34 protein-coding genes, 2 tRNA genes and 2 pseudogenes are annotated in these 19,017 nt (G+C 43.7%); 33 read left to right on the top strand and 5 right to left on the bottom strand.

Features of this window, described 5'->3' with window-relative positions; translation table 11 throughout:
* Nucleotides 1-4 precede the first annotated feature (4 nt).
* The 30 genes and pseudogenes from L3N51_RS00190 to L3N51_RS00045 all read left to right on the top strand — a co-directional run bounded on the left by L3N51_RS00190 (nt 5) and on the right by L3N51_RS00045 (nt 15,872).
* Nucleotides 5-721 carry a 50S ribosomal protein L2 gene (locus L3N51_RS00190; protein ID WP_238024611.1) on the top strand — a complete coding sequence of 239 codons (717 nt, stop codon included), beginning with the start codon at nt 5-7 and terminating at the stop codon, nt 719-721.
* A gap of 32 nt (nt 722-753) precedes the next feature.
* Nucleotides 754-1,176 (top strand): 30S ribosomal protein S19, encoded by a 423-nt coding sequence (locus L3N51_RS00185; protein WP_238024610.1) that lies wholly within the window; start codon nt 754-756, stop codon nt 1,174-1,176.
* 4 nt (nt 1,177-1,180) lie between these two features.
* A complete protein-coding gene (locus tag L3N51_RS00180) occupies nt 1,181-1,651 on the top strand; it encodes a 50S ribosomal protein L22 (protein ID WP_238024609.1) in 471 nt (156 codons plus the stop codon).
* 3 nt (nt 1,652-1,654) lie between these two features.
* Nucleotides 1,655-2,380: a 30S ribosomal protein S3 gene (locus L3N51_RS00175; RefSeq protein ID WP_238024608.1), complete on the top strand. Its 726-nt coding sequence runs from the start codon at nt 1,655-1,657 to the stop codon at nt 2,378-2,380.
* Nucleotides 2,361-2,567 carry a 50S ribosomal protein L29 gene (gene rpmC, locus L3N51_RS00170; protein ID WP_238024607.1) on the top strand — a complete coding sequence of 69 codons (207 nt, stop codon included), beginning with the start codon at nt 2,361-2,363 and terminating at the stop codon, nt 2,565-2,567. Before L3N51_RS00175 ends, rpmC begins: the two co-directional genes overlap by 20 nt.
* On the top strand, nt 2,554-2,808 hold the full coding sequence (locus tag L3N51_RS00165) for a ribonuclease P protein component 1 (RefSeq protein WP_238024606.1): 255 nt from the start codon (nt 2,554-2,556) through the stop codon (nt 2,806-2,808). The genes rpmC and L3N51_RS00165 overlap by 14 nt, the downstream gene beginning before the upstream one ends.
* Nucleotides 2,809-2,812: 4 nt before the next feature.
* A complete protein-coding gene (locus L3N51_RS00160) occupies nt 2,813-3,148 on the top strand; it encodes a 30S ribosomal protein S17 (protein WP_238024605.1) in 336 nt (111 codons plus the stop codon).
* 6 nt (nt 3,149-3,154) lie between these two features.
* Nucleotides 3,155-3,571, top strand: a complete 417-nt coding sequence (locus L3N51_RS00155) for a 50S ribosomal protein L14 (protein WP_238024604.1) — start codon at nt 3,155-3,157, stop codon at nt 3,569-3,571.
* A gap of 9 nt (nt 3,572-3,580) precedes the next feature.
* The gene (gene rplX / locus L3N51_RS00150) at nt 3,581-3,916 is read left to right on the top strand and encodes a 50S ribosomal protein L24 (protein ID WP_238024603.1); all 336 of its coding nucleotides are present in this window, start codon (nt 3,581-3,583) and stop codon (nt 3,914-3,916) included.
* Nucleotides 3,913-4,638, top strand: a complete 726-nt coding sequence (locus L3N51_RS00145; protein ID WP_238024602.1) for a 30S ribosomal protein S4e — start codon at nt 3,913-3,915, stop codon at nt 4,636-4,638. The genes rplX and L3N51_RS00145 overlap by 4 nt, the downstream gene beginning before the upstream one ends.
* On the top strand, nt 4,639-5,163 hold the full coding sequence (locus L3N51_RS00140) for a 50S ribosomal protein L5 (protein WP_238024601.1): 525 nt from the start codon (nt 4,639-4,641) through the stop codon (nt 5,161-5,163).
* A gap of 10 nt (nt 5,164-5,173) precedes the next feature.
* Nucleotides 5,174-5,338, top strand: a complete 165-nt coding sequence (locus L3N51_RS00135) for a 30S ribosomal protein S14 (RefSeq protein ID WP_011921251.1) — start codon at nt 5,174-5,176, stop codon at nt 5,336-5,338.
* A 6-nt stretch (nt 5,339-5,344) separates the two neighbouring features.
* A complete protein-coding gene (locus tag L3N51_RS00130; RefSeq protein ID WP_238024600.1) occupies nt 5,345-5,746 on the top strand; it encodes a 30S ribosomal protein S8 in 402 nt (133 codons plus the stop codon).
* Nucleotides 5,747-5,756: 10 nt separating this feature from the next.
* Entirely contained in the window at nt 5,757-6,302 is a 546-nt protein-coding gene (locus L3N51_RS00125; protein WP_238024599.1) for a 50S ribosomal protein L6, read from the top strand.
* Nucleotides 6,302-6,706 (top strand): 50S ribosomal protein L32e, encoded by a 405-nt coding sequence (locus tag L3N51_RS00120; protein ID WP_238024598.1) that lies wholly within the window; start codon nt 6,302-6,304, stop codon nt 6,704-6,706. Before L3N51_RS00125 ends, L3N51_RS00120 begins: the two co-directional genes overlap by 1 nt.
* Before the next feature lie 2 nt (nt 6,707-6,708).
* Nucleotides 6,709-7,164, top strand: coding sequence for a 50S ribosomal protein L19e (locus L3N51_RS00115; RefSeq protein WP_238024597.1), 456 nt, complete (start codon nt 6,709-6,711; stop codon nt 7,162-7,164).
* 6 nt (nt 7,165-7,170) lie between these two features.
* Complete coding sequence (locus tag L3N51_RS00110; RefSeq protein WP_238024596.1) at nt 7,171-7,758, top strand: 50S ribosomal protein L18; 588 nt, start codon at nt 7,171-7,173, stop codon at nt 7,756-7,758.
* Nucleotides 7,758-8,402 carry a 30S ribosomal protein S5 gene (locus L3N51_RS00105; RefSeq protein WP_238024595.1) on the top strand — a complete coding sequence of 215 codons (645 nt, stop codon included), beginning with the start codon at nt 7,758-7,760 and terminating at the stop codon, nt 8,400-8,402. Before L3N51_RS00110 ends, L3N51_RS00105 begins: the two co-directional genes overlap by 1 nt.
* A gap of 5 nt (nt 8,403-8,407) precedes the next feature.
* Nucleotides 8,408-8,869 (top strand): 50S ribosomal protein L30, encoded by a 462-nt coding sequence (locus L3N51_RS00100; protein ID WP_238024594.1) that lies wholly within the window; start codon nt 8,408-8,410, stop codon nt 8,867-8,869.
* A 1-nt stretch (nt 8,870) separates the two neighbouring features.
* A complete protein-coding gene (locus tag L3N51_RS00095) occupies nt 8,871-9,305 on the top strand; it encodes an uL15 family ribosomal protein (RefSeq protein ID WP_238024593.1) in 435 nt (144 codons plus the stop codon).
* 16 nt (nt 9,306-9,321) lie between these two features.
* Nucleotides 9,322-10,713 (top strand): preprotein translocase subunit SecY, encoded by a 1,392-nt coding sequence (secY, locus tag L3N51_RS00090; protein WP_238024592.1) that lies wholly within the window; start codon nt 9,322-9,324, stop codon nt 10,711-10,713.
* A gap of 2 nt (nt 10,714-10,715) precedes the next feature.
* Nucleotides 10,716-11,300, top strand: a complete 585-nt coding sequence (locus tag L3N51_RS00085) for an adenylate kinase (RefSeq protein ID WP_238024591.1) — start codon at nt 10,716-10,718, stop codon at nt 11,298-11,300.
* 103 nt (nt 11,301-11,403) lie between these two features.
* Nucleotides 11,404-11,745 (top strand): hypothetical protein, encoded by a 342-nt coding sequence (locus L3N51_RS00080; protein ID WP_238024590.1) that lies wholly within the window; start codon nt 11,404-11,406, stop codon nt 11,743-11,745.
* A gap of 253 nt (nt 11,746-11,998) precedes the next feature.
* Entirely contained in the window at nt 11,999-12,541 is a 543-nt protein-coding gene (cmk, locus tag L3N51_RS00075; protein ID WP_238024589.1) for a (d)CMP kinase, read from the top strand.
* 18 nt (nt 12,542-12,559) lie between these two features.
* Nucleotides 12,560-12,796, top strand: a complete 237-nt coding sequence (gene cedA1, locus L3N51_RS00070; RefSeq protein ID WP_238024588.1) for a DNA import protein CedA1 — start codon at nt 12,560-12,562, stop codon at nt 12,794-12,796.
* A gap of 9 nt (nt 12,797-12,805) precedes the next feature.
* Complete coding sequence (gene cedA, locus L3N51_RS00065; protein WP_238024587.1) at nt 12,806-13,576, top strand: DNA import protein CedA; 771 nt, start codon at nt 12,806-12,808, stop codon at nt 13,574-13,576.
* Between the two features lie 10 nt (nt 13,577-13,586).
* Nucleotides 13,587-13,739, top strand: a complete 153-nt coding sequence (locus tag L3N51_RS00060) for a hypothetical protein (RefSeq protein WP_238024586.1) — start codon at nt 13,587-13,589, stop codon at nt 13,737-13,739.
* Between the two features lie 107 nt (nt 13,740-13,846).
* Nucleotides 13,847-14,254, top strand: a complete 408-nt coding sequence (locus L3N51_RS00055) for an archease (protein WP_238024585.1) — start codon at nt 13,847-13,849, stop codon at nt 14,252-14,254.
* A gap of 148 nt (nt 14,255-14,402) precedes the next feature.
* Nucleotides 14,403-15,079: pseudogene (locus tag L3N51_RS00050) on the top strand (IS1/IS1595 family N-terminal zinc-binding domain-containing protein).
* 355 nt (nt 15,080-15,434) lie between these two features.
* Nucleotides 15,435-15,872 carry an NUDIX hydrolase gene (locus tag L3N51_RS00045; RefSeq protein ID WP_238024584.1) on the top strand — a complete coding sequence of 146 codons (438 nt, stop codon included), beginning with the start codon at nt 15,435-15,437 and terminating at the stop codon, nt 15,870-15,872.
* A gap of 186 nt (nt 15,873-16,058) precedes the next feature.
* On the opposite strand, the gene L3N51_RS00040 is transcribed toward L3N51_RS00045, so the two are convergent.
* The 3 genes from L3N51_RS00040 to L3N51_RS00030 form a co-directional block, all read right to left on the bottom strand.
* Nucleotides 16,059-16,397 (bottom strand): hypothetical protein, encoded by a 339-nt coding sequence (locus L3N51_RS00040; protein WP_238024583.1) that lies wholly within the window; start codon nt 16,395-16,397, stop codon nt 16,059-16,061.
* On the bottom strand, nt 16,346-16,528 hold the full coding sequence (locus tag L3N51_RS00035) for a hypothetical protein (RefSeq protein WP_238024582.1): 183 nt from the start codon (nt 16,526-16,528) through the stop codon (nt 16,346-16,348). The genes L3N51_RS00040 and L3N51_RS00035 overlap by 52 nt, the downstream gene beginning before the upstream one ends.
* Before the next feature lie 224 nt (nt 16,529-16,752).
* Nucleotides 16,753-16,840 (bottom strand) — tRNA-Phe (locus tag L3N51_RS00030).
* Between the two features lie 126 nt (nt 16,841-16,966).
* Between L3N51_RS00030 and L3N51_RS00025 the strand changes: the two genes are divergently transcribed.
* Nucleotides 16,967-17,365: a hypothetical protein gene (locus tag L3N51_RS00025; RefSeq protein WP_238024581.1), complete on the top strand. Its 399-nt coding sequence runs from the start codon at nt 16,967-16,969 to the stop codon at nt 17,363-17,365.
* A 168-nt stretch (nt 17,366-17,533) separates the two neighbouring features.
* On the top strand, nt 17,534-17,776 hold the full coding sequence (locus L3N51_RS00020; protein WP_238024580.1) for a hypothetical protein: 243 nt from the start codon (nt 17,534-17,536) through the stop codon (nt 17,774-17,776).
* 120 nt (nt 17,777-17,896) lie between these two features.
* Here L3N51_RS00020 and L3N51_RS00015 read toward each other — a convergent pair whose 3' ends face one another.
* Together L3N51_RS00015 and L3N51_RS00010 are read right to left on the bottom strand one after the other, a co-directional pair.
* On the bottom strand, nt 17,897-18,013 hold the full coding sequence (locus L3N51_RS00015) for a putative integrase (protein ID WP_238024579.1): 117 nt from the start codon (nt 18,011-18,013) through the stop codon (nt 17,897-17,899).
* Nucleotides 18,014-18,108: 95 nt separating this feature from the next.
* Nucleotides 18,109-18,184, bottom strand: a tRNA-Gly gene (locus tag L3N51_RS00010).
* A gap of 164 nt (nt 18,185-18,348) precedes the next feature.
* Between L3N51_RS00010 and L3N51_RS00005 the strand changes: the two are divergent.
* A pseudogene (locus tag L3N51_RS00005) lies at nt 18,349-18,901 on the top strand (IS6 family transposase); the annotation flags it as partial.
* Nucleotides 18,902-19,017: the final 116 nt, after the last annotated feature.

Below are 19,017 nucleotides of genomic sequence, written 5' to 3'. Positions count from 1 at the left end.
CTGAATGGGTAAGAAACTCTTACAACAGAGGGCAGGAAGAGGAAACATTAATTTTAGAAATCCTGGATGGCTTAGGGTAGGTAAGGTAAGGTATCCAAGCATATCGGGTCATCATATTGCTAAGGTTGTCGACATTCTACACAATCCTGGGATGACTCAGCCCGTGGCAAAGGTAAAGTTGGACAATGGAGTTCAGTTCTTCATACCAGCAGTTCAGGGATTAATTGCAGGTCAGAAGATAGAGGTTGGGGAGGGTTCTCCAGCATCCATGGGGAACATAGTCCCTGCCAAGGATCTTCCTGAGGGCGCCTATGTATCCAATGCAGAGCTTCATAGAGGGGATGGAGGAAGGTATGCCAGAACGGCTGGATCCTATGCCATTGTTGTTGGTAAGTCAGAGGGCAAGGTCATTTTAAGAATGCCTTCAGGGAAGATAAAGGAAATCGATGAAAATGCGTTAGTTACTGTAGGGATAGTTGCTGGTGGAGGTGTTTCAGAAAAGCCTCTGCTCAAGGCTGGCAATAATTACTGGAAATATAAGGTCAAGGCTACCAAGTGGCCGGATGTCAGGGGTGTTGCCATGAACGTCGTGTCTCATCCGCATGGAGGAGGTCTACATCAAAGCGTGAGCAGATCGAGTACCGTGGCTAGGAACACACCACCCGGTAGAAAGGTTGGACATATAGCTGCACGCAGGACAGGTAGGAGGGATAGAAAGTGAACTTAAATAATGCTGGAGGGGATGATCTCTAGATGTCAGTGGAGATTCCTGCTGAGTGGAAGAAGTTTAGGTATAGGGGTAGGTCTTTGGAGGAACTACTGAATATGCCAATGGATGATTTCATTAAGCTGCTACCTGCTAGGCAGAGGAGGTCCTTGAAAAAGGGCTTCACTCCTGCGGAGAGGTCCTTGATTGAGAAGATCAGAAAAACCAGGAGGGATTCGAAGACAGACAAGGCCATAAAGACTCACGTGAGAAGCTTGGTGATTCTTCCCGAGATGGTAGGCTTGAAGTTTGCGGTATATAACGGAAAGCAATTCGTTGAATTCCAGGTGGTCCCAGAGATGATAGGACATTACCTTGGTGAGTTCTCTATTCCAATCCAGAAGGTAGAACATGGAGAGCCGGGTCTAAAGGCTACAAGATCCAGCCTCTTTATGGCAATGAAAGGGTGATAACATGGCGTCGTGGAACTATCCAATTCTGTCCCTTGATGATAGTAGAACAGGTAAAGCTGTGGTAAGGAATGCACCAGTTTCCATAAAAGATCTCTACAACGTTTGCAAGGCTATCAGGGGGATGAACGTTAAGGAGGCTCAGGCTTTTCTTCAAAGGGTAATAGAGGAGAAGGAGGCCCTACCATACTGGAGATATAGCCACGGAGCTTCCCACAAATCAAATATCTCAAAGAAGTGGAAGGTTAAGAGCGGAAGATATCCCAAGAAGGCCATAAAGTACGTGATTAAAGCCCTTGAAAATGCGATGGCCAATGCGCAGGGGAAGGGACTAGATGAGGATAAATTGAAAATAGTTCATATAGCAGCCCACAAGGGCATAATTATAAAGAGGTTTCTACCAAGAGCCTTCGGAAGGGCGACAAAGAAATACAATAGGACCTCGCATATTGAGGTTATAGTTGGTGAGGTGTGAATTTTGGTTGATATAAAGAAATACTTTCTGCAAAAATCCATGACAAGAGTAATGGTAGACGAATTTCTGGCAAAGGAGTATTATAATGCGGAATACGCGGGTTCAGAAATTAGTAAAACTCCAATGGGAACTAGAGTAACGATCTATGCGGGCAGGCCAGCTATCATTATAGGTAAGGACGGAAAGACCATAAAGAGGTTAGCCCAGATATTAGAGAAGTACTTTAACCTGGAAAACCCGCAAATTACAGTTACTCAGCCTGAGAAACCTGAGTTAAACGCTAGGGTCATGGCCTTCAGGTTAGCCGTAACTCTCGAGAAGGGATATCATTTCAGGAGAGCTGCCTTCATAACAATAAGGAAGATCATGAGTGCTGGAGCCCTAGGTGCTGAGGTTATCGTTAGCGGAAAGATTACATCAGAGAGAGCAAAGTTCGAAAAGCTGAAAGAAGGGATAGTGTACAAGACCGGTAACAATCTTGATGTAATGGTTGACAGGGCAATAGCAATAGCTACGCTTAAGATGGGAATATACGGTGTCGAGGTTGTTATAACTAAGCCATTGAGAACCATAGATAAGATATCTCTCAAACAGCCCTCTGAGGCAGGTGCGACTGGGGAAACTGGCGAAATCAGAGTTACTAATGTGAGAATAATAGATGAGACCCAGAACGTTAAACCGGAGGAACAACAAAGAGGTGAAGGGGGAAATGACCAAGAGAGTCAATGAGCTTAGGAATTTGGGAGAAGAGGAATTAAAGAAACGCCTTGAGGAGCTCAAATCTGATCTCCTTAAGAGAAAAGCAGAGGCAAGAATGGGGACTCTTAAGAATACATCCTCTATAAAGAATATTAGAAAGGATATAGCACGTATTTATACTATTCTCTCTGAAAAAAAGAGAAATGAGAAAAAATAAGTTTTTAGAATATGATCTAATTGGGAAGAGAGTGAGAATAGTTACTCACTCCGACCCATCCTTGGTAGGTAGGGAAGGGGTAATAATTCTAGAAACTGAGAAAACACTTGTAGTCGATACAGGAGATTCAACCATTTCTGTGTACAAACCCAATGGAATTTATGAGATAGATTTTAAAAGACGTCGATTAAGTATATGTGGCGACGCCTTGATAGGTAAGCCGATAAAGAGGTTGAGGTGATTTCATGTCTCAAGTAAAAACAAAAAACGTGGGCATTCCAGGTGTCACTCCCCCTAGCAGGGAGTGCGAGGACGAGGATTGCCCATTCCATGGGAGTTTAAGGGTGAGGGGTACCTTAATAGAGGGTATCCTTGTGAAGAACAGGGCACCCAAGATGGGTGTAGTGGAGAGAACCTATCTGTTCTACGATCATAAATACAAGAGGTATGAAAGGAGAACCAGCAGGATACATGCTAGAGTTCCCAGTTGCCTTGACGTTAAGGAGGGGGATAGAGTTATAATAGGGGAAACAAGACCCCTATCCAAGTCCGTTTCTTTCGTGGTTTTAGGTAAGAGGTGAAGGTGAATGCCAGAAAAGATGCAGGTATTAGGATCCAGAAAGGGGTTAACTCCTGCTGTTCAGAACTACACCATGGTGAACGTATCAGATAACAGTGGAGCCAAAGAGGCCATGATCATTAGTGTGTTCGGATACAGGGGAGCTTTGAGGAGGGTTCCCTACGCCAATGTGGGCGACCTAGTAATGGTGTCCGTAAGGAAGGGAACTCCAGATGTCAGGAAGCAAAAGTTTAAGGCTGTGGTAATTAGGCAAAGAATGCCCTTCAGAAGGCCAGACGGTACTTGGATCTCCTTTGATGATAACGCTGTGGTGATTGTTAATCCAGACGGTACGGCAAAGGGAACGGAGATTAGGGGTCCCGTTGCGAGGGAAGCCGCTGAAAGGTGGCCCAAGGTGGCTAGCCTAGCTACCCTGATTGTTTAGGTGATCCATATGGCATCTTCCAAGCTTGTGGCTCCCCTCTCCGAGGAACTATCCAAGGAGTATGGGATAAAGAGGATCGGGATCAGGAAGGATGATACGGTGAGGGTTATGAGAGGAGAGAACTTCGGTTTTGAAGGAAAGGTTACACAGGTCTTCCCTGATTCAGGCAGAGTAGCCATAGAGGGTCTTACAAGGAAGAAGGCCGACGGAACTCCTGTGTATATTAAGATTCATGCTTCTAAAGTTGAAATAACTAAGCTGAACACAAATGATCCGAAAAGAAAAGATATCATAAACAGGAAGGCTTCAAAACAAAAGGATGAGCAAGGGGGTAAGGCACAATGACCCATATTACTAGGTTAGAAGCTCCTTGGTTTCTAAGGGCAAGTAAGAAGGAGTATAAATGGACCGTTAGGGCATCTCCAGGACCTCATCCGCTGCATAGAAGCATTCCACTGGGTTTGCTTCTTAGGGATTACTTGGCATTTACGTCATCTCTCAAGGAATCCAAAAAGATAATCTCAGATGGAAAGGTGTTAGTAGATGGTAGGATTAGGCGCGACTATAAGTACCCCGTGGGTCTGATGGACGTCGTTGCCATTCCTCACGCTGATTTGTACTTGAGGGTTGTTCCTGACCGCGTGAGGCTTCTTAAACCTGTAAAGATTTCAGAAGAGGAGAGTAAATTCAAATTGGTGAGATTGTTAAAAAAGACTGTCGTAAAGGGAGGTCTACTTCAGTTGAACCTTGAGGATGGGAGGAATATTTTGGTAAACAAGGACTCAACAGAGATGTTTAAGCTTCCCACCCTAACTACTCTGAAGATATCCATACCGAAGCAAGAAATCTTAGCCACGTATGGATTCAAAGAAAACGTTTACGTGATGGCAGTGGGTGGAAAGAATGCTGGCGTTATTGGCCAATTAAAAAGAATCCAGTCATCACCATACAAGACTAGAAGGTACTCAATAGTTGTGATCAGGAGCCCTGACGGATCCGAGTATGAGACTAACCTTGAAAATGCAATGGTAATAGGAGAGGAGAAACCTGAGGTGAAGGTGGAGTAAATGGAGCAGGTAACTAAACAAAATCCAATGAGAAATATAAGAATTTCAAAGGTAACCGTAAATATTGGACTAGGTGAGTCTGGCGAAAGATTACAGAAGGCCTATCAACTGTTGGAGGAACTAACAGGGGCTAAGCCTGTTTACACCAAGGCTAAGAAGTCAATTAAGGAATTTGACGTGAGGAAGGGTGCTCCCATAGGGGTGATGGTGACCTTGCGCCATGAAAAGGCAGAAGAGTTTCTGAAAAAGGTGCTAGCTGCCGTGAACTATAAGATAAAATCCAGTAGCTTCGATAGGCACGGAAACGTTAGTTTCGGAATTGCAGAGCATGTGGTAATTCCTGGTACCCGTTATGATCCCGAAGTAGGTATATTTGGACTGGACGTGGCTATAACCTTTCAGCGTCCAGGTTTCAGAGTAAGCGAGAGAAAAAGGAAGAAATCTAGAATTCCAAATTCCGTGAGGGTGAGGAAGGAGGAATCCATGAAATTCCTCACGGAAAACTTTGGGGTTACTATTGTTTGAGGTGATATGAATGGGTAAGTATAAACCACCGGCTGAGAGGAAGCATGGAAAAGGAGTTCAGTACTGCAGAAGGTGCGGGAGTACTGACTCCGTGATCCAAAAATACGGGATATATCTGTGCAGGCAATGTTTCAGGGAAGTAGCCTATCCGTTGGGATTCAAGAGGTTGAGGTGATGTTAGATGACAGTAATTAACACTCTATCAAACGCACTAAGCTCCCTGTATAATAATGAGACTAGGAGGAACAAGCAGGCCATCATAATGCCATCTTCGAAACTGATAGTGAATGTTCTTCGTGTCATGCAGAAGGAGGGATACGTAGGTGAGTTTGAATATATAGATGACGGTAGATGGGGAAAGATCGTGGTCCAATTGATGGGCAGAATTAACAAATGCGGTGCCATAACCCCGCGTTATTCCCTGACCTATAGGGAAATGATCAGCCTCCCAGATTACATTAGGAGATACCTACCATCTAAGGAGATAGGAGTGATCATAGTATCAACACCCAAGGGAGTTATGACACACAAGGAAGCAGCCAGACAAAGAACAGGAGGTATAGTCCTAGGTTACGTTTATTGAGGTGAAATAGATGCAGATGGTATCGTTCAGGGAAGAGATTCAGGTACCTGCCGGGGTAACTGTCAGTATTGATGGAAAAGTAGTAAAGGTGAAGGGTAAGAAAGGGGAACTATCAAGAGACTTTTCCTTCGCTCGTTTCCTTGACATCTCCCTTCAGGACGGCAAGATAGTGCTTGAAGCGTCTTTCCTTGGAAGGAAGGAGAAAGCTACTGCATATAGTATAGTGAGACATATCAAAAATATGTTCACTGGAGTTCAAAATGGTTACAGATACTATCTAAAAATTATATTCACACACTTCCCTACAACCGTGAAGGTCGTTAATGACGAGGTGCAGGTCACTAACCTTATTGGAGAAAAGAACGTAAGGGTAGCTAAGATCATGCCAGGGGTAAAGGTGACGGTGAAAGGTGAGGATATAGTGGTAGAAGGGATAGATCTTGAAAAAGTATCTCAGACAGCAGCTAATATAGAAACCGTCACTAAGATTAGGGATTTCGACAGAAGAATATTTTCAGATGGCATTTATATTTATAAGAAAGAGGTGATCTCATAATGAAAACTGAGATGAAATTAAATAAGAAAAAGATATATAAAATGAAATTAAAACATAAGGCGCTTCTCCCAAAATTCCTTAGATATGATTGGGATAAGTACTTCAGGCTGGAAAGACAGGAGAGATGGAGAAGAACTAGGGGACAAGATAACAAGACTAGGCTGAGAATAAAGGGCTTTCCTAAACCAGTTATGGTGGGGTTTAGGAGCCCCAAGGTGATTAGATACCTACATCCGTCAGGTTTGAGGGAAGTTATAGTGAATAATGTGAATGAAGTTGAATCGCTTAAGGATAGTAAGGATAAGATTATCCTGCGAATTTCTGGAAAGGTAGGTCTGAAGAAAAGATTAGAAATAATAAATAAGGCGAAGGAAATGGGATTTCGTATAGCTAATGGTGAATGAACATGGCGGAACTTGAGCTTCAGAAAAGGTTGGCTGCGGACATTAAGAACGCTGGAGTTAGTAGGGTGAGAATTCCCCCAGAATATATCGATGAAGTTGCAGGTGCCCTGACTAGGGAGGAGATAAAGAGATTGATAAAAGACGGCAAGATTGTAATTCTATCAACTCGCGGTAATAGTAGAGGAAGAGTAAAGGAAAGAAGACGTAGCAGAAAGAGGAAAGGAGAGGGCAGAAAGACCGGGAGCAAAAAGGGAAGGAAGGGGGCCAGAACGGGAAGAAAGGAGGAGTGGATTGCTAGAATTAGAAAGATCAGAAAATACCTGAAGTGGTTGAGGGACCACGAGGTTATAGATTCGAGAACCTATAGAACCCTATACATCAAAGCCAAGGGAGGCACATTTAAGAACCTCAACGATGTAAAGACTGTGCTTAAGCAGATGGGTAAATTGAAGGAGTGATCGTAGATGGCACAAGGTCCAAATTACAAGGTTAAGTTTAGAAGAAGGAGAGAAGGAAAAACCAACTATTACAGGAGATATACTTATGTGCTGAACAGGACTGATCGGGTGGTTGTTAGATTGACAAATAAATATGTGATAGTTCAGTTTATGAAATTTGACCCGAAGGGGGATGTAACTGTGGCCGCTGCCCATTCAAGGGAACTTGAGAAGTTCGGTTGGAAGGGCGACGAAAATAATTCCACTGCTTGTTATTTAACTGGATACTTAGCTGGTCTCAGAGCTAAGAAATCAGGGATGACCATGGCCAATGCGGACATTGGGTTATTCACTCCCACTAAGGGAGCAAGGATATTCTACGCATTGAAGGGAGTTATTGACAGTGGTGTTAAGGTTCCCATGGGAGATGTCGGAGTTAGTAATGAAAGGATCACAGGAAAGCATGTAGCTGAATATGCACAGAAGCTTGAGCAGGAGGATCCCGAGAAATACAGAAGGTTGTTCTCAAGGTATTTGGCAAGAGGTTTGGATCCTAAGGATCTGCCCTCCCATTTCAAGGAGGTTCTGAATTCGATTAAGTCAGGTGAGAAATGATGGCAGAGGAAGTGCCTGTTTCAAATGTAGAGGAGTGGAAGCCTAGGACTAAAATCGGGCAGTTAGTAAAGGAGGGTAAGATAACCTCCATAAAGGAGCTCTATGCTAGGAACATGAGTATTGTGGAACCCGAAATCATTGACGTTCTGTTGCCCAATATGAAGTACGAAGTAATTGATATAGGAATGGTACAGAAACAGACGGATGCAGGAGAGTTATCTAGGTATAAGGTATTGGTAGTGATGGGTAATTATGACGGCTATGTGAGCATAGGAGTAGGTAAATCAAAGCAGTTAAGGGTAGCTATCCAGAAGGCGGTCAGAGATGCTAAGATGCACGTGATCCCTGTCAGGAGGGGATGCGGAAGCTGGGAATGTACATGCGGTGAATCGCATAGTTTGCCCTTCCTGGTATCCGGAAAATCTGGCAGTGCGGAGGTGGTGCTAAGGCCTGCGCCCAAGGGAACCGGTCTGGTTGCGGGAGGGGTTTTGAAGACATTGCTAACCTATGCTGGAATAAAGGACGTTTGGTCATTTAGCAGGGGTGAGACTAGGACTACCGACAATTTCATTATGGCAGGGTACAAAGCCCTCTATAACACATATAGATTCGTTACTCCAATAGATTGGGCAAGGAGGAAGTGAAGGTTATGCCATCAATTCTTGTCGTAAGAATAAGGGGAAATGCCTCCGCGCCGTGGGATCTTCAGGAGGTCTTGGAGATGCTGAGGTTAGGCAAGCAATACAGCGCTATGGTATATCCAAAAAGAGATGATATTGTGGGTATGATAAGAAAGGTTCAATCCTACGTTACTTGGGGCGAGCTCAACATGGATGGCGCTAAGGCGTTATTGGCTAGGATTGAGACTGCTAAGGGTGTAATTGATCAGCAGTTTGTGGAGAAGGAGTTAGGATTATCCATGGAGGACTTCATCAAGAAGCTTGTGGAAGGGGAGATTAAACTGAATTCCATTTCCTCCTTAAAATTACCAATAAGGCTTCATCCACCTAGGAAAGGATTTAAGGGTAAAATCAACTCCTTCATTGGATCCGGAGGCGAACTAGGCTATAGGGGAGAAAAAATAAATGAACTTGTAAGGAGGATGGTATAAGATGGTAGTTAGACGTGCAAAAAAATCTAGGAAGATGAGAGCCCATAGGACCATGGGCTGGGGTACAAAGGGGCAACATAGGGATAGAGGTGCTGAGGGTGGAAGACATGTGGGAATGCATAAGGAGAAGTGGTCGTGGATAGTAAAGTATGGAAAGGATTGGTATGGGAAACATGGATTTATCAATCCTACAGCGAGAAAATTAAATGCAATATCCTTAAGGAAACTTGGAGAGTTAATCGAGTCCGGAAAGATACAAGTTACAAATAAGGATGGAAAATTTGAGGTGGATCTTGAAAAGTTAGGATATGATAAGTTATTGGGAGGAGGTCAAGTTAAGATTTCCATGATCGTTAAAGTATCGGCAGTGACCAATAAAGCAAAAGAAAAGATAGAAAAATCTGGTGGGCAAGTTATTTTAACCCCCCAAAGCTAACTGTTTTGATTAGTTCATGTCACTTACGGACGCACTGGCCAAGCTAGGTCAGGTACTTCCAGCTGTTAGAAAGCCTGACGAAAAGCCAACATTAAACAAGAAGCTATTATGGTCCATCGTAGGGGTAGTAGTTTACCTTTTAATGTCTTCAGTTCCTCTTTACGGGATCCAGAGCACCTCTCTTAGCAATTTTCTCCTAGAACAGGTTATATTTGCATCCACGGCGGGAACGTTAGCCCAATTGGGAATAGGTCCCATAATTACCGCGGGCTTAATAATGCAGATTCTGGTTGGATCTAAACTTCTCAACCTTAACTTGAATAATGAGGATGATAAGGCCAAGTTTACAGAGGCACAGAAGGGTCTGGCTTTCCTTTTCATTCTCTTAGAATCATTCCTGTTCGCTTTCGCGCTAACTAGGTCAAGTGGACTCTCAAACATTAACATTCCGTTGATAGTAGCTGGGCAACTAATTGTGGCCACCTATCTCATACTTTTGCTTGACGAACTAATACAGAAGGGCTGGGGACTTGGCTCAGGGGTCAGTCTATTCATCTTAGCCGGAACAATGAAGATTATATTCTGGTACATGTTTGGAATAGTTAACGTTCAGTCCCAGAACCTTCCAGTTGGATTCTTCCCATCCTTGGTTACAACCATAATAGATCACGGTAATCTCCTCAATCTGATAGTTAACACCACTAAGGCTTTCCAGCCAGACCTGGTGGGACTTGTAACAACTATAGGGCTGATATTTCTGATAATATATCTTACTTCTATAAACGTTCAAATACCAATTACCTCCCAGAAGTTGAGAGGAATAAGAAGAACGATTCCGCTTAATTTCCTTTACGTGAGTAGCATACCTGTCATTTTCGTCAGCGTACTTGGTGCAGATATAGAGCTATTCTCCTCTTTAACCTCCTACATATCTTCTTCAGCCAGTAGCGTTCTTAATGCCATTCAATCCGCGTTTATATTTCCACCACCCAGCACCACAATTCCACATAGTGTTTACGCCGTAGTATTGGATCCTATAGGAGCTGTCATTTATTCTGTAGTTTTTATTGTACTGGGCATATTGTTCGGAATAGTTTGGGTAGAAGTATCTGGTCTAGATCCAGCTACCCAAGCACAAAATCTTGTGGACGCTGGAATAGAGATTCCCGGTATGAGGAATAACCCAAAAATGATAGAGGCCATCTTGGCTAAGTACATTTATCCTCTGGCGTTCTTTAGTTCCCTAATCGTTAGCGTGATAGCTGTGGGAGCTACACTGTTGGGGGTATACGGTACAGGTGTGGGTATCCTCTTGGCGGTCTCCATTGCAATGCAGTACTATAGTCTGTTAGCATACGAAAGATCTATAGAGATGTATCCCTTGTTAAAGAGATTGATAGGTGAATAGCCGTGAAGTTGGGTATCGTAACTGGGATACCTGGTGTTGGTAAGACAACAATTCTTAATACCATTAAGGAAATCCTTTCCAAGGAAAATTCAAAATTTTTAATAATGAACTATGGTGACTACATGCTAAAGACGGCAATGGAACTAAAATATGTTAATAACAGGGACGAAATGAGGAAATTACCGCTTGCAGTGCAGAGACAACTCCAGCTTGAAGCAGCGAAGAACATATATAAGGACGCATCGTCTCTAGGAGACGGTCTCTCATTTCTAGATACCCACGCAGTGGTTCGCACTCCAGGAGGTTATCTGCCAGGTTTACCAAAACATATTGTGGAGATACTTCAACCTCAGGTGATATTTCTCATAGAGAGTGACCCTGAGCTGATCCTGAAGAGGCAGGAGAACGACAAAACCAGGGCTAGGACCGACTACTCGGATCCTGCAGTAATCAGGGAAACTATGGATTTTGCAAGATATTCCGCCATGGCCTCAGCTGTTCTGGTTGGCGCTTCGGTAAAGGTCGTGAAAAACGTGGAAGGGGATCCATCAATAGCTGCGCATCAAATAATTAAGTCGCTGGTTTAGGATGATTGCACAAATACTTGAGATTTTCCTTTTTTCTTTTGTTCTGAATCTTGTTTTATATCTGCTCTACAGGTATTATATCTCAAGGAAAATTTTACAGTATATGGTAGTTCTTGAGGACCTTAACTCTAGGATAAACAAAATTACCTCGAAGAGAAGGGAAAGAGTGTATAGAAAACTTTCCAAAGATATAAGAAAATATAATAGTGGATTATATTTCTATTCCATGTTACAATCCTTTGCCCTTCTTGGTCTATATATTCTTGGTTTATTTTTTATTTTTTCAATGAATTTTCCAGTTTATCTGCCATTTTCTATCCCGGTTTTAACACAAACTGTTTCGTCCAAGCATGTGGTGCTTGAAGGTCCCATTCTAGTCTACATTCTATCGTTCTTACTTTTCACTCCACTGTCCTTGCGCAGGCCCAAAGCAAATATAAACTAAACCCCAAAATGATCTACAAAGGTGATCTCATGAAGCCTTATCAGAGGACATCTTCTTTAAAGAAGGTTTATAGAAGGCTACCTTCCTCTAAAACTGGGGTTATCTTCAGGAAAAAGAAGCAGGGTGTAGCAAAGTGCGCTATGTGCAAGAAACCTCTGAGAGGTAACGTGGGATCAAAACAGCGGATGTTCGGAGGCTATCTTTGCCACAAATGTCTCCAGAACCTCATTAAATTATCAATGAGAGGAATTTCATGATAATTGTGGTTAGCGGACCATCAGGAAGCGGGAAAACCACGATAGCTAAATCCCTGTCCCTCAAGTACGGGCTTAGATTTATTTCAGGAGGTCAAATTTTTAGGGAGAAAGCATCGGCAATGGGTTTGGATCTACTTTCTCTAAACAGGGAGGCTGAGAAGGACTTCGATATAGACAAGGTTATTGATAGGGAGATACTAAACCAAGCCAAGATATCCAATGTTGTGATTGAATCCCATATAGCTGGGTGGATACTTGCCGGGGAATCCACAGTTAGTATTTACCTGTGGGCACCATTGGACGAAAGGGCGAGAAGAATCTCAAAGAGAGACGGTATCTCCTATGAAAAGGCATTGTTGAGTATCCTAGAGAGGGAACAGAGTCACTACTACAGATTCTGGAAATATTACGGAATAGATATTCAGGATCTCTCCCTCTATGATTTGGTGATTAATACCGCCAAACTTTCTCCCGAGAGGGTATTGGGCCTTATCGAATATTTTTTGGATTCTCACATTCAGTTGACTCCCCGTAAATAATTAGCATAGAAATGATTGATGGCTGGAGTAGAATCTTTCATACAACAGTTGACAACCCAGGTTACGGAGATATCGTGGAGTGTTTTTATATTAGCTTGGGCCATTGGATGGGCGTTAAGAGGATCGCCAATTCCAATATTTAAGGTGAAAAGAGCAGGTCAGGATTTCATTGAGGATGCCATAATGGCAGCATTCTGGCTGGCCCTAGGAACCACGGTATTTGCCCTGATCTCCTATTTCGCGGGTCAATTCTAGGTGATTTTAATGAATGTTTTTCAAATTCTTTCAATTTCACAAGATCTGGCCGGACTTACATACTTTCTCGGGACTCTTCTGATGGCAATTCCAGTACCCGTTTATGGGGTCAAAAAGTGGGGGCCCAAACTTATTGTTGATGGGATATATTCCTCAATTTTAGTTAATCTATACGAAACCTTAATTCTGTTCGTGGTTCAGCTGGGAAATTATCTGGGGATCAATTGGACCTACTATATCAGCTGGCTTTACCAGCTTCTGACTGGAGAGCTTCAGGTTTACACCTTGATAAGGACCCTTTACGCCACCATAACCTCCTTTCCATACGGAGGAATAAACCCAATAGTGGGACCCCTTAGCCTATTCCTGTCATTAATATCAGGTTTCATGAGCATCACAGGGACCCTAATTGTTATATCTCAGCTGGTGTATAACTATGTAGGACTCATCTTAGCTCTGGGTATACTGATGATATCAATTCCATTTAGGATAGGGAGGTCAATCGGCGGATCGTTCATAGGTTTTTCCATAGTTTTCTATGTAGGCCTTCCGCTCTTGCCCTCCTTCCTCAGTGCCTTCAACGTGAATGTCCTTCAAAGCACTGTGGGTTCTGCAGATAATCTCACTGTACTCGCTACTCAAGTTATTCCGGCTTATATTGAGGGAACAGTGTTAATGCCCCTGGTCTATCTAGGTATTCTGGCCTCGCTATCCGTGGGAATCGGATCAGTTATATCGGGGTCGTATTCAAGGCTACCTATACCTGTGGATTTCCTCTAGGTGTTATAATATGAAATCGAGGACCTTGATGATTTTCCTGCTAGTTTATGCGTCCATAATCTCCTATATCGAAACAAAAAATCTGGGTCTCTCTATAATTTCCTTGGTCATAGCCTTGGCTATATTTCTGCTTCCAAGAATCACTTCTGGGCTTGCTGATTAGATTGCTTCTTCTCTTTCTTCACTTCCTTATTCATGAATATAGTAGTTTTTTGTCTTCCTCCCATGTTAATCTATAACGTTAAAGTTCTCGGGGTTATAAAATCTGTTATGGGTTTCCAGTTCTTTGATCATACGGCAGATGTGGGAATTAAGGCGTGGGGAAATACTCTAGAAGAGGCATTTGAGAACTCAGCGCTGGCTGTTTTTGAGATCATGACTGACACCTCCAAGGTGGAGCCAAAGGTTTCAGTGGATGTGGAAGTGGAGGGATATGACCTTGAGAATCTTCTTTATAGATGGATTGAATCTCTTTTGTTCTATTACGATACGGAGTTATTATTATTCAGCAAATTTCAGGTCAAAATAGACGGATTAAGCTTGAAGGCCCAGGCCTTTGGAGAGAGGTTTGATGAGAAGAAACACGAAAGAAGAACTGTGGTCAAGGCAATGACATATCACGAAATGTCCATAAAGACAAACGGAAAGGTTGAGATTACGTTTGTAGTGGATATCTAAAAGCGTGTGAGTGCCGCCGCGGGGACTTGAACCCAGGACACTCAGTGTTAGATTAGTTAAACTAACGAGTCATTGATTAACATGATAGCGTAGAGTGCGTCCATAGTGTCGTCATTAAGGTATAAATATTTGTAAAGGGATATCACTTATGGCCAGGAGGGGAAGGAAACCTGTTTACAGGGACGTTCGCTGTCCCTCTTGTGGAATCACGTGGTTAAGAACGGGAAGATAATGGGGAGGCAGTTCTACCTGTGCAGGGAGTGCGGGAGGACGTGGAGGGAGCTAAACATCGTTACGATAGGAGCGTGAGGGAGAGGGCCCTCAGGATGTACGCGAACGGGATGAGCATGAGATCTCCAGGGTACTTCAGGTCCCCCTTGGCACGGTCTTCACGTGGATCAAGAGGTACGGAGGGAAGAGTGAGCAAAGCTAGTGGAATGAAGGAAGGCCAAGGATGAGCTAAACGAGGACGTGAAGATGGACGAGATGTGAACTTTCAGGAGGAACGTGAAGGCGTTTTACCCGTGGGTCTACGGGATTCGTATCAAGGAAGGGAATGTACGTCGCGTTCTCCGTGGGAGACAGGAGCGAGTGTTTCAGGAGCTCGCGCATCTGAAAAGGGGACAGGGTCACGGACGACTACATCTCTATTTCCTCTCCGAACACAGGGTGGTGTCACCCGTTAACCCCAACGAATCCCTCAGGGACAGGCTCGTGAGGTTCAAGAGGGCAACTAGGGTTAACAGAAGCTTTGAGATGATGAGGTACTCCGTAGGTCTCGTTCTGTGGAAGAGGGGGCTAATGCCAGAATTTATAACTTTATGAAGAGACTACGGACACGCTCCCTCCTTTTCCGTAGTACTCTTTCCCTAACACATCAATAGTAAAGAAAGATTCATCCCGATTCTCTCATGATCTATGGAGATACCGAGTTTATATCCTCTTTCAGCGTTTTTATAAGTAAATATAGTTAATGAAAAAGAAAGAAATTTTTGCATGTACATTTCTTCTCACCAGAGAATCTTCTCTGTCACTTTCCATTTTTCTGTTTATATCATTTTATTATCCTAGTTATATTTTTATTTTTATTCTTTTGATTGTTCTTATTTTGCTAATTTTAACTATAATAAGGGTAAAATACTTCAATTAAATTTAAAAACTCTTATAACAAACATAGATTATGAGAAAGTATTATCCGCAGGTTTTGTCTGTACATCTCTTTTGGATTGTAAATGATAAAATTTTACTTCAAAGGAGATATAATACTGGTTATATGGATGGTTATTGGAGTGTTCCAGCTGGTCATGTAGATGCAAAAGAAAGCGCTACTAATGCTATAATTAGAGAAGCAAAAGAAGAGTTAGGAGTTGATTTCAAACCAGAGGAATTAAAGCCAGTTTATTTTATGCATAGGTTTGAAAACCAAGAAAGAGTTGATTTCTTCTTTAGAACTTCAAAAATTGGTGTCGAACCAAAAATTATGGAACCAGATAAAGCTGACGCCTTAGATTGGTTTTTATTATCAAGTTTACCACAAAATATGGTGCAATATGTAAGGAGAGCTATAGAATCGTATTTGAATGGAGAAATCTATAGTGAGTTTGGTTGGTATACTTAATTTTTAAAATAGTGTACGCCCTGACCCTTCACGTTCCAGGACGTCAGGGGAGCTGTATTGCCCGTAGGTGGAGAGGAGTCCTCCTCTGGATAGAGAGGAAGTGAACCATATCGTACGTGATGTCTATCATGTAGATGAATGCCTCGTTCCTGATGTTGCTCTCAGCGTAGGGCCTCCAGTGCCCCTCTAGGCACGGGGAAGCGAAGGTACCGCGTCCATTGAAATTCCGGTCCACGAGCTTAAGTCCCTTTCTGGACAACCCTCACTTCGAGGAAGTTGGCGAACTCTGCCCCAAGGTGAACGAAGAGCGTCGTGGAAATTGAAGAAGATCTTCAGGCCGAAGTGTGACTTGGTCCTCTTCTTGGTCCACCTTTCCTGGAACCTCCTAGTCCTCGCCCTAATCCTAGCCTTCACGAACACTTTCAACCTATCCACAGGTCCAAGGCTCACAGCGTTGAGCCTGTGCTTCTCCATCATGATCTCCAGGCTGGTCTTCCCGGGAGAATTAAGGAGGAAGGAGTCCACCAGTAATTCCCTTCGTAAAGCACGCTAGACGGTAAATACATGGTCCTGCACCTCCCCTCCAGATCCATCGCGATCTCCCTAAGCAGACCCTTCCTCTCCCTGGCGAACCTCTCCACGAACTCGAATAGCATTGTCTTCCCCACACTCCCTCACGAAGAGTCTTGACTACCGCGTCCGTGTTAACCATGTTGACCGTGTCCCTCAATTAACTCGTTAGTAGTTTTTACGTTTACCCTCATCCTGCCAACTACTTAGTTGGGGAACTTAAGCGTTAAATAAAAAACGTTGGGCATTAAATTACCTTCTCTTTATAAGAACGTTAAATCCTTTCAATCAAACTTGAGAACCACGTAAGTGCCGCCGCGGGGACTTGAACCCCGGACAACCCGGTCTCTAAACCAAAGTCTTCAGCCGGGTGCTCTCCCGGGCTGAGCTACGGCGGCACGGATCTAGATTTACGAGCCTAAACTTAAAACTTTTGTTCCGCATGGTTCAGTGGGGGTCCGGCGACACCCGAGGAGTACCCTTATTAGGGTGTCTGTGAATTAGGGTCTCCAGGGACCCCGACATTGGAAGTATTACTGGTCAGCACTAATAAGATCGATAGATCTGTCCTAGAGACCTTTAAGAAAGGACTGGAAAATAACGGAATTAAATCATATACTATGATAGAAATAGTTCACGTAAGTTTAACCGCATATGACTGGGACAGGGGAGTGTTCAACGCATCCAAAGTGATTGAGATACTCAGCTCGAGAGTACCAAGCCTGTCAGGCATGTTGATCTTTGGTCTTTTCTCACCGGAAATGGAGTATGGCGATGAACGGCCTGAATGTATTGTAAGGGGTAACTTATTTCTATTATCCATAGGTAACATGAGGAAGAACGGTATGACTGATCTGTTTACCTATATTAAAAATAATATAAACAAATTTATACAAGGCAATAATTGTTATATTATCAGCTAGATTCTGGAAATAGAGATATTCTATTTCTACAGGTTAGGCAACGTTCGAGATATACGTCCTCCACATAGGAATAGTTAGTGATGCTTGGTCCAGATCGAACAAAGACACGTTATAACTACTGGACGTTGAGGCTCAGGGGACTAACGAGAATGTAATCGAAATGGGTGAATGGGTTTTATTCCTCGTCGAGAAGAGGAGTATCTCCTTGTGGATCTTGTGGACATGTTCGGTAAACCAGTCTACGACCTACTGAACAATGATCGTCTCAGAACTTTCGTTGAGGATAACGAGATATACATGAGGGTGGAATGTGAATCGCTGGACGGAAAGACCTTCGACAATAGCCATAGATTTATGGAGTATTGCCTCGAGAGGGTAGAGGGATGGACAGGACGGGAGAGCTCCCAGTAGCTCCATGAGGCACCTGTGTTTTTCCTAACTCTACATGATTTTTGCATACTTCCTATAATCTGCCTTCAAGCCAGGCTATTTTGATGGCTGCCAATTATCTGCGTGCGTGAAGTGGTAACCCTAAAGGCAAGACTTAACAACGTCATCTAAAGGAGCGAGGTAAAGCTCCTTCATCTCACCGTTCACGTTCTCCAATACGTTAACGTAATACATCCTTTTCCCCTTGCGAATAATCACGTTGTCTTACTTGTACCTTATCTCGGTAAAGTTAGGGTTACCCAAAACTGAAAGAAAATGAGGGCATGGGGGCTCTGCCCCCACAATTGGACAAGTGCGACCGCCGGGATTTGAACCCGGGATCTCTGGCTTGGGAGGCCAGCGTCCTAATCCAGGCTGGACTACGGCCGCACTCTAAATAATGGTGATATTCACCTATTAATAAATCTAAACTAGATTTCACAGGAGTGTGTCCAACAATATTGCTATAATAGACAATTTAAGTTGGGCCAGGACGGGTTAAGTTTGGGTGAGAGCGTGAATATCGCGTCTCTCCCCGTCCTGACCCAACGTGTTACCTTCTCAGGGTTAATAACCTTGCAAGGTTCCACTCCCTGGAGTTGGTGAGGGCCCTTGCTGGTTACTATCTGGGCCACTCGCTCAGGAGGTTCAGGTTAACCAGGAGCACTGTTCACTACTACCGGAGAAGGCTGTCCAGCGCGAGAGTTGACGTGTCAGCGGGAGAGTACTCGGTGGACGAGACCAAGCTGTGAAGGGCGTGGTGTACCATCTATGGGTCGTGATGGGTCTTAACACGGGGGTCTTGCCCTTCTTCACGAGGCCAGGTCAGGTCTGGACGAGCTAGTAGGGGCAGTGAGAGAGGTTAAGCTAAGGGTGAAGGCCAGTTACGTCCACGACCTCCCCGCATACAACTTCCCAGCATCGGTTGAACACGAGCACATCGCCTTCGTGAGGAACAGGGTTGAACAGGTCTTCAGGACGATGAAGCACAGGCTCTCCGGGATGGACTTCCACTTCCCATGGAACTCCAGCAAGTGGAGCCTGAGGAAGTGGTTCTCCGCTTACTTCACCGTCCGTCAACAGACCCACAGAGATATAATACCCTAGATATCACGGCAAAGGATAAATAGTTTCTCTAAATCCAGAATGTATATGGCTCAGGTTGTTGGATCAATTTCAGGGCTGGGACCCGCCCTGGGCCCCATCATCGGTCTAGAGATAAG

The sequence above is a fragment of the Metallosphaera javensis (ex Hofmann et al. 2022) genome (assembly GCF_022064045.1).
Lineage (GTDB): Archaea > Thermoproteota > Thermoprotei_A > Sulfolobales > Sulfolobaceae > Metallosphaera > Metallosphaera javensis.
This window is presented reverse-complemented; position numbering and strand designations above follow the sequence as displayed.

What these genes read in the sequence shown, in the direction of transcription:
- L3N51_RS00020 (WP_238024580.1), top strand. Translation starts at nt 17,534, where the DNA reads ATGGGTTTTATTCCTCGTCGAGAAGAGGAGTATCTCCTTGTGGATCTT.
- L3N51_RS00160 (WP_238024605.1), top strand. Translation starts at nt 2,813, where the DNA reads ATGTCTCAAGTAAAAACAAAAAACGTGGGCATTCCAGGTGTCACTCCC.
- L3N51_RS00185 (WP_238024610.1), top strand. Translation starts at nt 754, where the DNA reads ATGTCAGTGGAGATTCCTGCTGAGTGGAAGAAGTTTAGGTATAGGGGT.
- L3N51_RS00115 (WP_238024597.1), top strand. Translation starts at nt 6,709, where the DNA reads ATGGCGGAACTTGAGCTTCAGAAAAGGTTGGCTGCGGACATTAAGAAC.
- L3N51_RS00165 (WP_238024606.1), top strand. Translation starts at nt 2,554, where the DNA reads ATGAGAAAAAATAAGTTTTTAGAATATGATCTAATTGGGAAGAGAGTG.
- L3N51_RS00095 (WP_238024593.1), top strand. Translation starts at nt 8,871, where the DNA reads ATGGTAGTTAGACGTGCAAAAAAATCTAGGAAGATGAGAGCCCATAGG.
- L3N51_RS00135 (WP_011921251.1), top strand. Translation starts at nt 5,174, where the DNA reads ATGGGTAAGTATAAACCACCGGCTGAGAGGAAGCATGGAAAAGGAGTT.
- L3N51_RS00190 (WP_238024611.1), top strand. Translation starts at nt 5, where the DNA reads ATGGGTAAGAAACTCTTACAACAGAGGGCAGGAAGAGGAAACATTAAT.
- L3N51_RS00080 (WP_238024590.1), top strand. Translation starts at nt 11,404, where the DNA reads ATGGTAGTTCTTGAGGACCTTAACTCTAGGATAAACAAAATTACCTCG.
- secY (WP_238024592.1), top strand. Translation starts at nt 9,322, where the DNA reads ATGTCACTTACGGACGCACTGGCCAAGCTAGGTCAGGTACTTCCAGCT.
- L3N51_RS00180 (WP_238024609.1), top strand. Translation starts at nt 1,181, where the DNA reads ATGGCGTCGTGGAACTATCCAATTCTGTCCCTTGATGATAGTAGAACA.
- cedA1 (WP_238024588.1), top strand. Translation starts at nt 12,560, where the DNA reads ATGGCTGGAGTAGAATCTTTCATACAACAGTTGACAACCCAGGTTACG.
- L3N51_RS00045 (WP_238024584.1), top strand. Translation starts at nt 15,435, where the DNA reads ATGAGAAAGTATTATCCGCAGGTTTTGTCTGTACATCTCTTTTGGATT.
- L3N51_RS00155 (WP_238024604.1), top strand. Translation starts at nt 3,155, where the DNA reads ATGCCAGAAAAGATGCAGGTATTAGGATCCAGAAAGGGGTTAACTCCT.
- L3N51_RS00110 (WP_238024596.1), top strand. Translation starts at nt 7,171, where the DNA reads ATGGCACAAGGTCCAAATTACAAGGTTAAGTTTAGAAGAAGGAGAGAA.
- cedA (WP_238024587.1), top strand. Translation starts at nt 12,806, where the DNA reads ATGAATGTTTTTCAAATTCTTTCAATTTCACAAGATCTGGCCGGACTT.
- cmk (WP_238024589.1), top strand. Translation starts at nt 11,999, where the DNA reads ATGATAATTGTGGTTAGCGGACCATCAGGAAGCGGGAAAACCACGATA.
- L3N51_RS00055 (WP_238024585.1), top strand. Translation starts at nt 13,847, where the DNA reads ATGGGTTTCCAGTTCTTTGATCATACGGCAGATGTGGGAATTAAGGCG.
- L3N51_RS00060 (WP_238024586.1), top strand. Translation starts at nt 13,587, where the DNA reads ATGAAATCGAGGACCTTGATGATTTTCCTGCTAGTTTATGCGTCCATA.
- L3N51_RS00130 (WP_238024600.1), top strand. Translation starts at nt 5,345, where the DNA reads ATGACAGTAATTAACACTCTATCAAACGCACTAAGCTCCCTGTATAAT.
- L3N51_RS00105 (WP_238024595.1), top strand. Translation starts at nt 7,758, where the DNA reads ATGGCAGAGGAAGTGCCTGTTTCAAATGTAGAGGAGTGGAAGCCTAGG.
- L3N51_RS00145 (WP_238024602.1), top strand. Translation starts at nt 3,913, where the DNA reads ATGACCCATATTACTAGGTTAGAAGCTCCTTGGTTTCTAAGGGCAAGT.
- L3N51_RS00035 (WP_238024582.1), bottom strand. Translation starts at nt 16,528, where the DNA reads ATGCTATTCGAGTTCGTGGAGAGGTTCGCCAGGGAGAGGAAGGGTCTG.
- rplX (WP_238024603.1), top strand. Translation starts at nt 3,581, where the DNA reads ATGGCATCTTCCAAGCTTGTGGCTCCCCTCTCCGAGGAACTATCCAAG.
- L3N51_RS00140 (WP_238024601.1), top strand. Translation starts at nt 4,639, where the DNA reads ATGGAGCAGGTAACTAAACAAAATCCAATGAGAAATATAAGAATTTCA.
- L3N51_RS00120 (WP_238024598.1), top strand. Translation starts at nt 6,302, where the DNA reads ATGAAAACTGAGATGAAATTAAATAAGAAAAAGATATATAAAATGAAA.
- L3N51_RS00100 (WP_238024594.1), top strand. Translation starts at nt 8,408, where the DNA reads ATGCCATCAATTCTTGTCGTAAGAATAAGGGGAAATGCCTCCGCGCCG.
- L3N51_RS00125 (WP_238024599.1), top strand. Translation starts at nt 5,757, where the DNA reads ATGCAGATGGTATCGTTCAGGGAAGAGATTCAGGTACCTGCCGGGGTA.
- rpmC (WP_238024607.1), top strand. Translation starts at nt 2,361, where the DNA reads ATGACCAAGAGAGTCAATGAGCTTAGGAATTTGGGAGAAGAGGAATTA.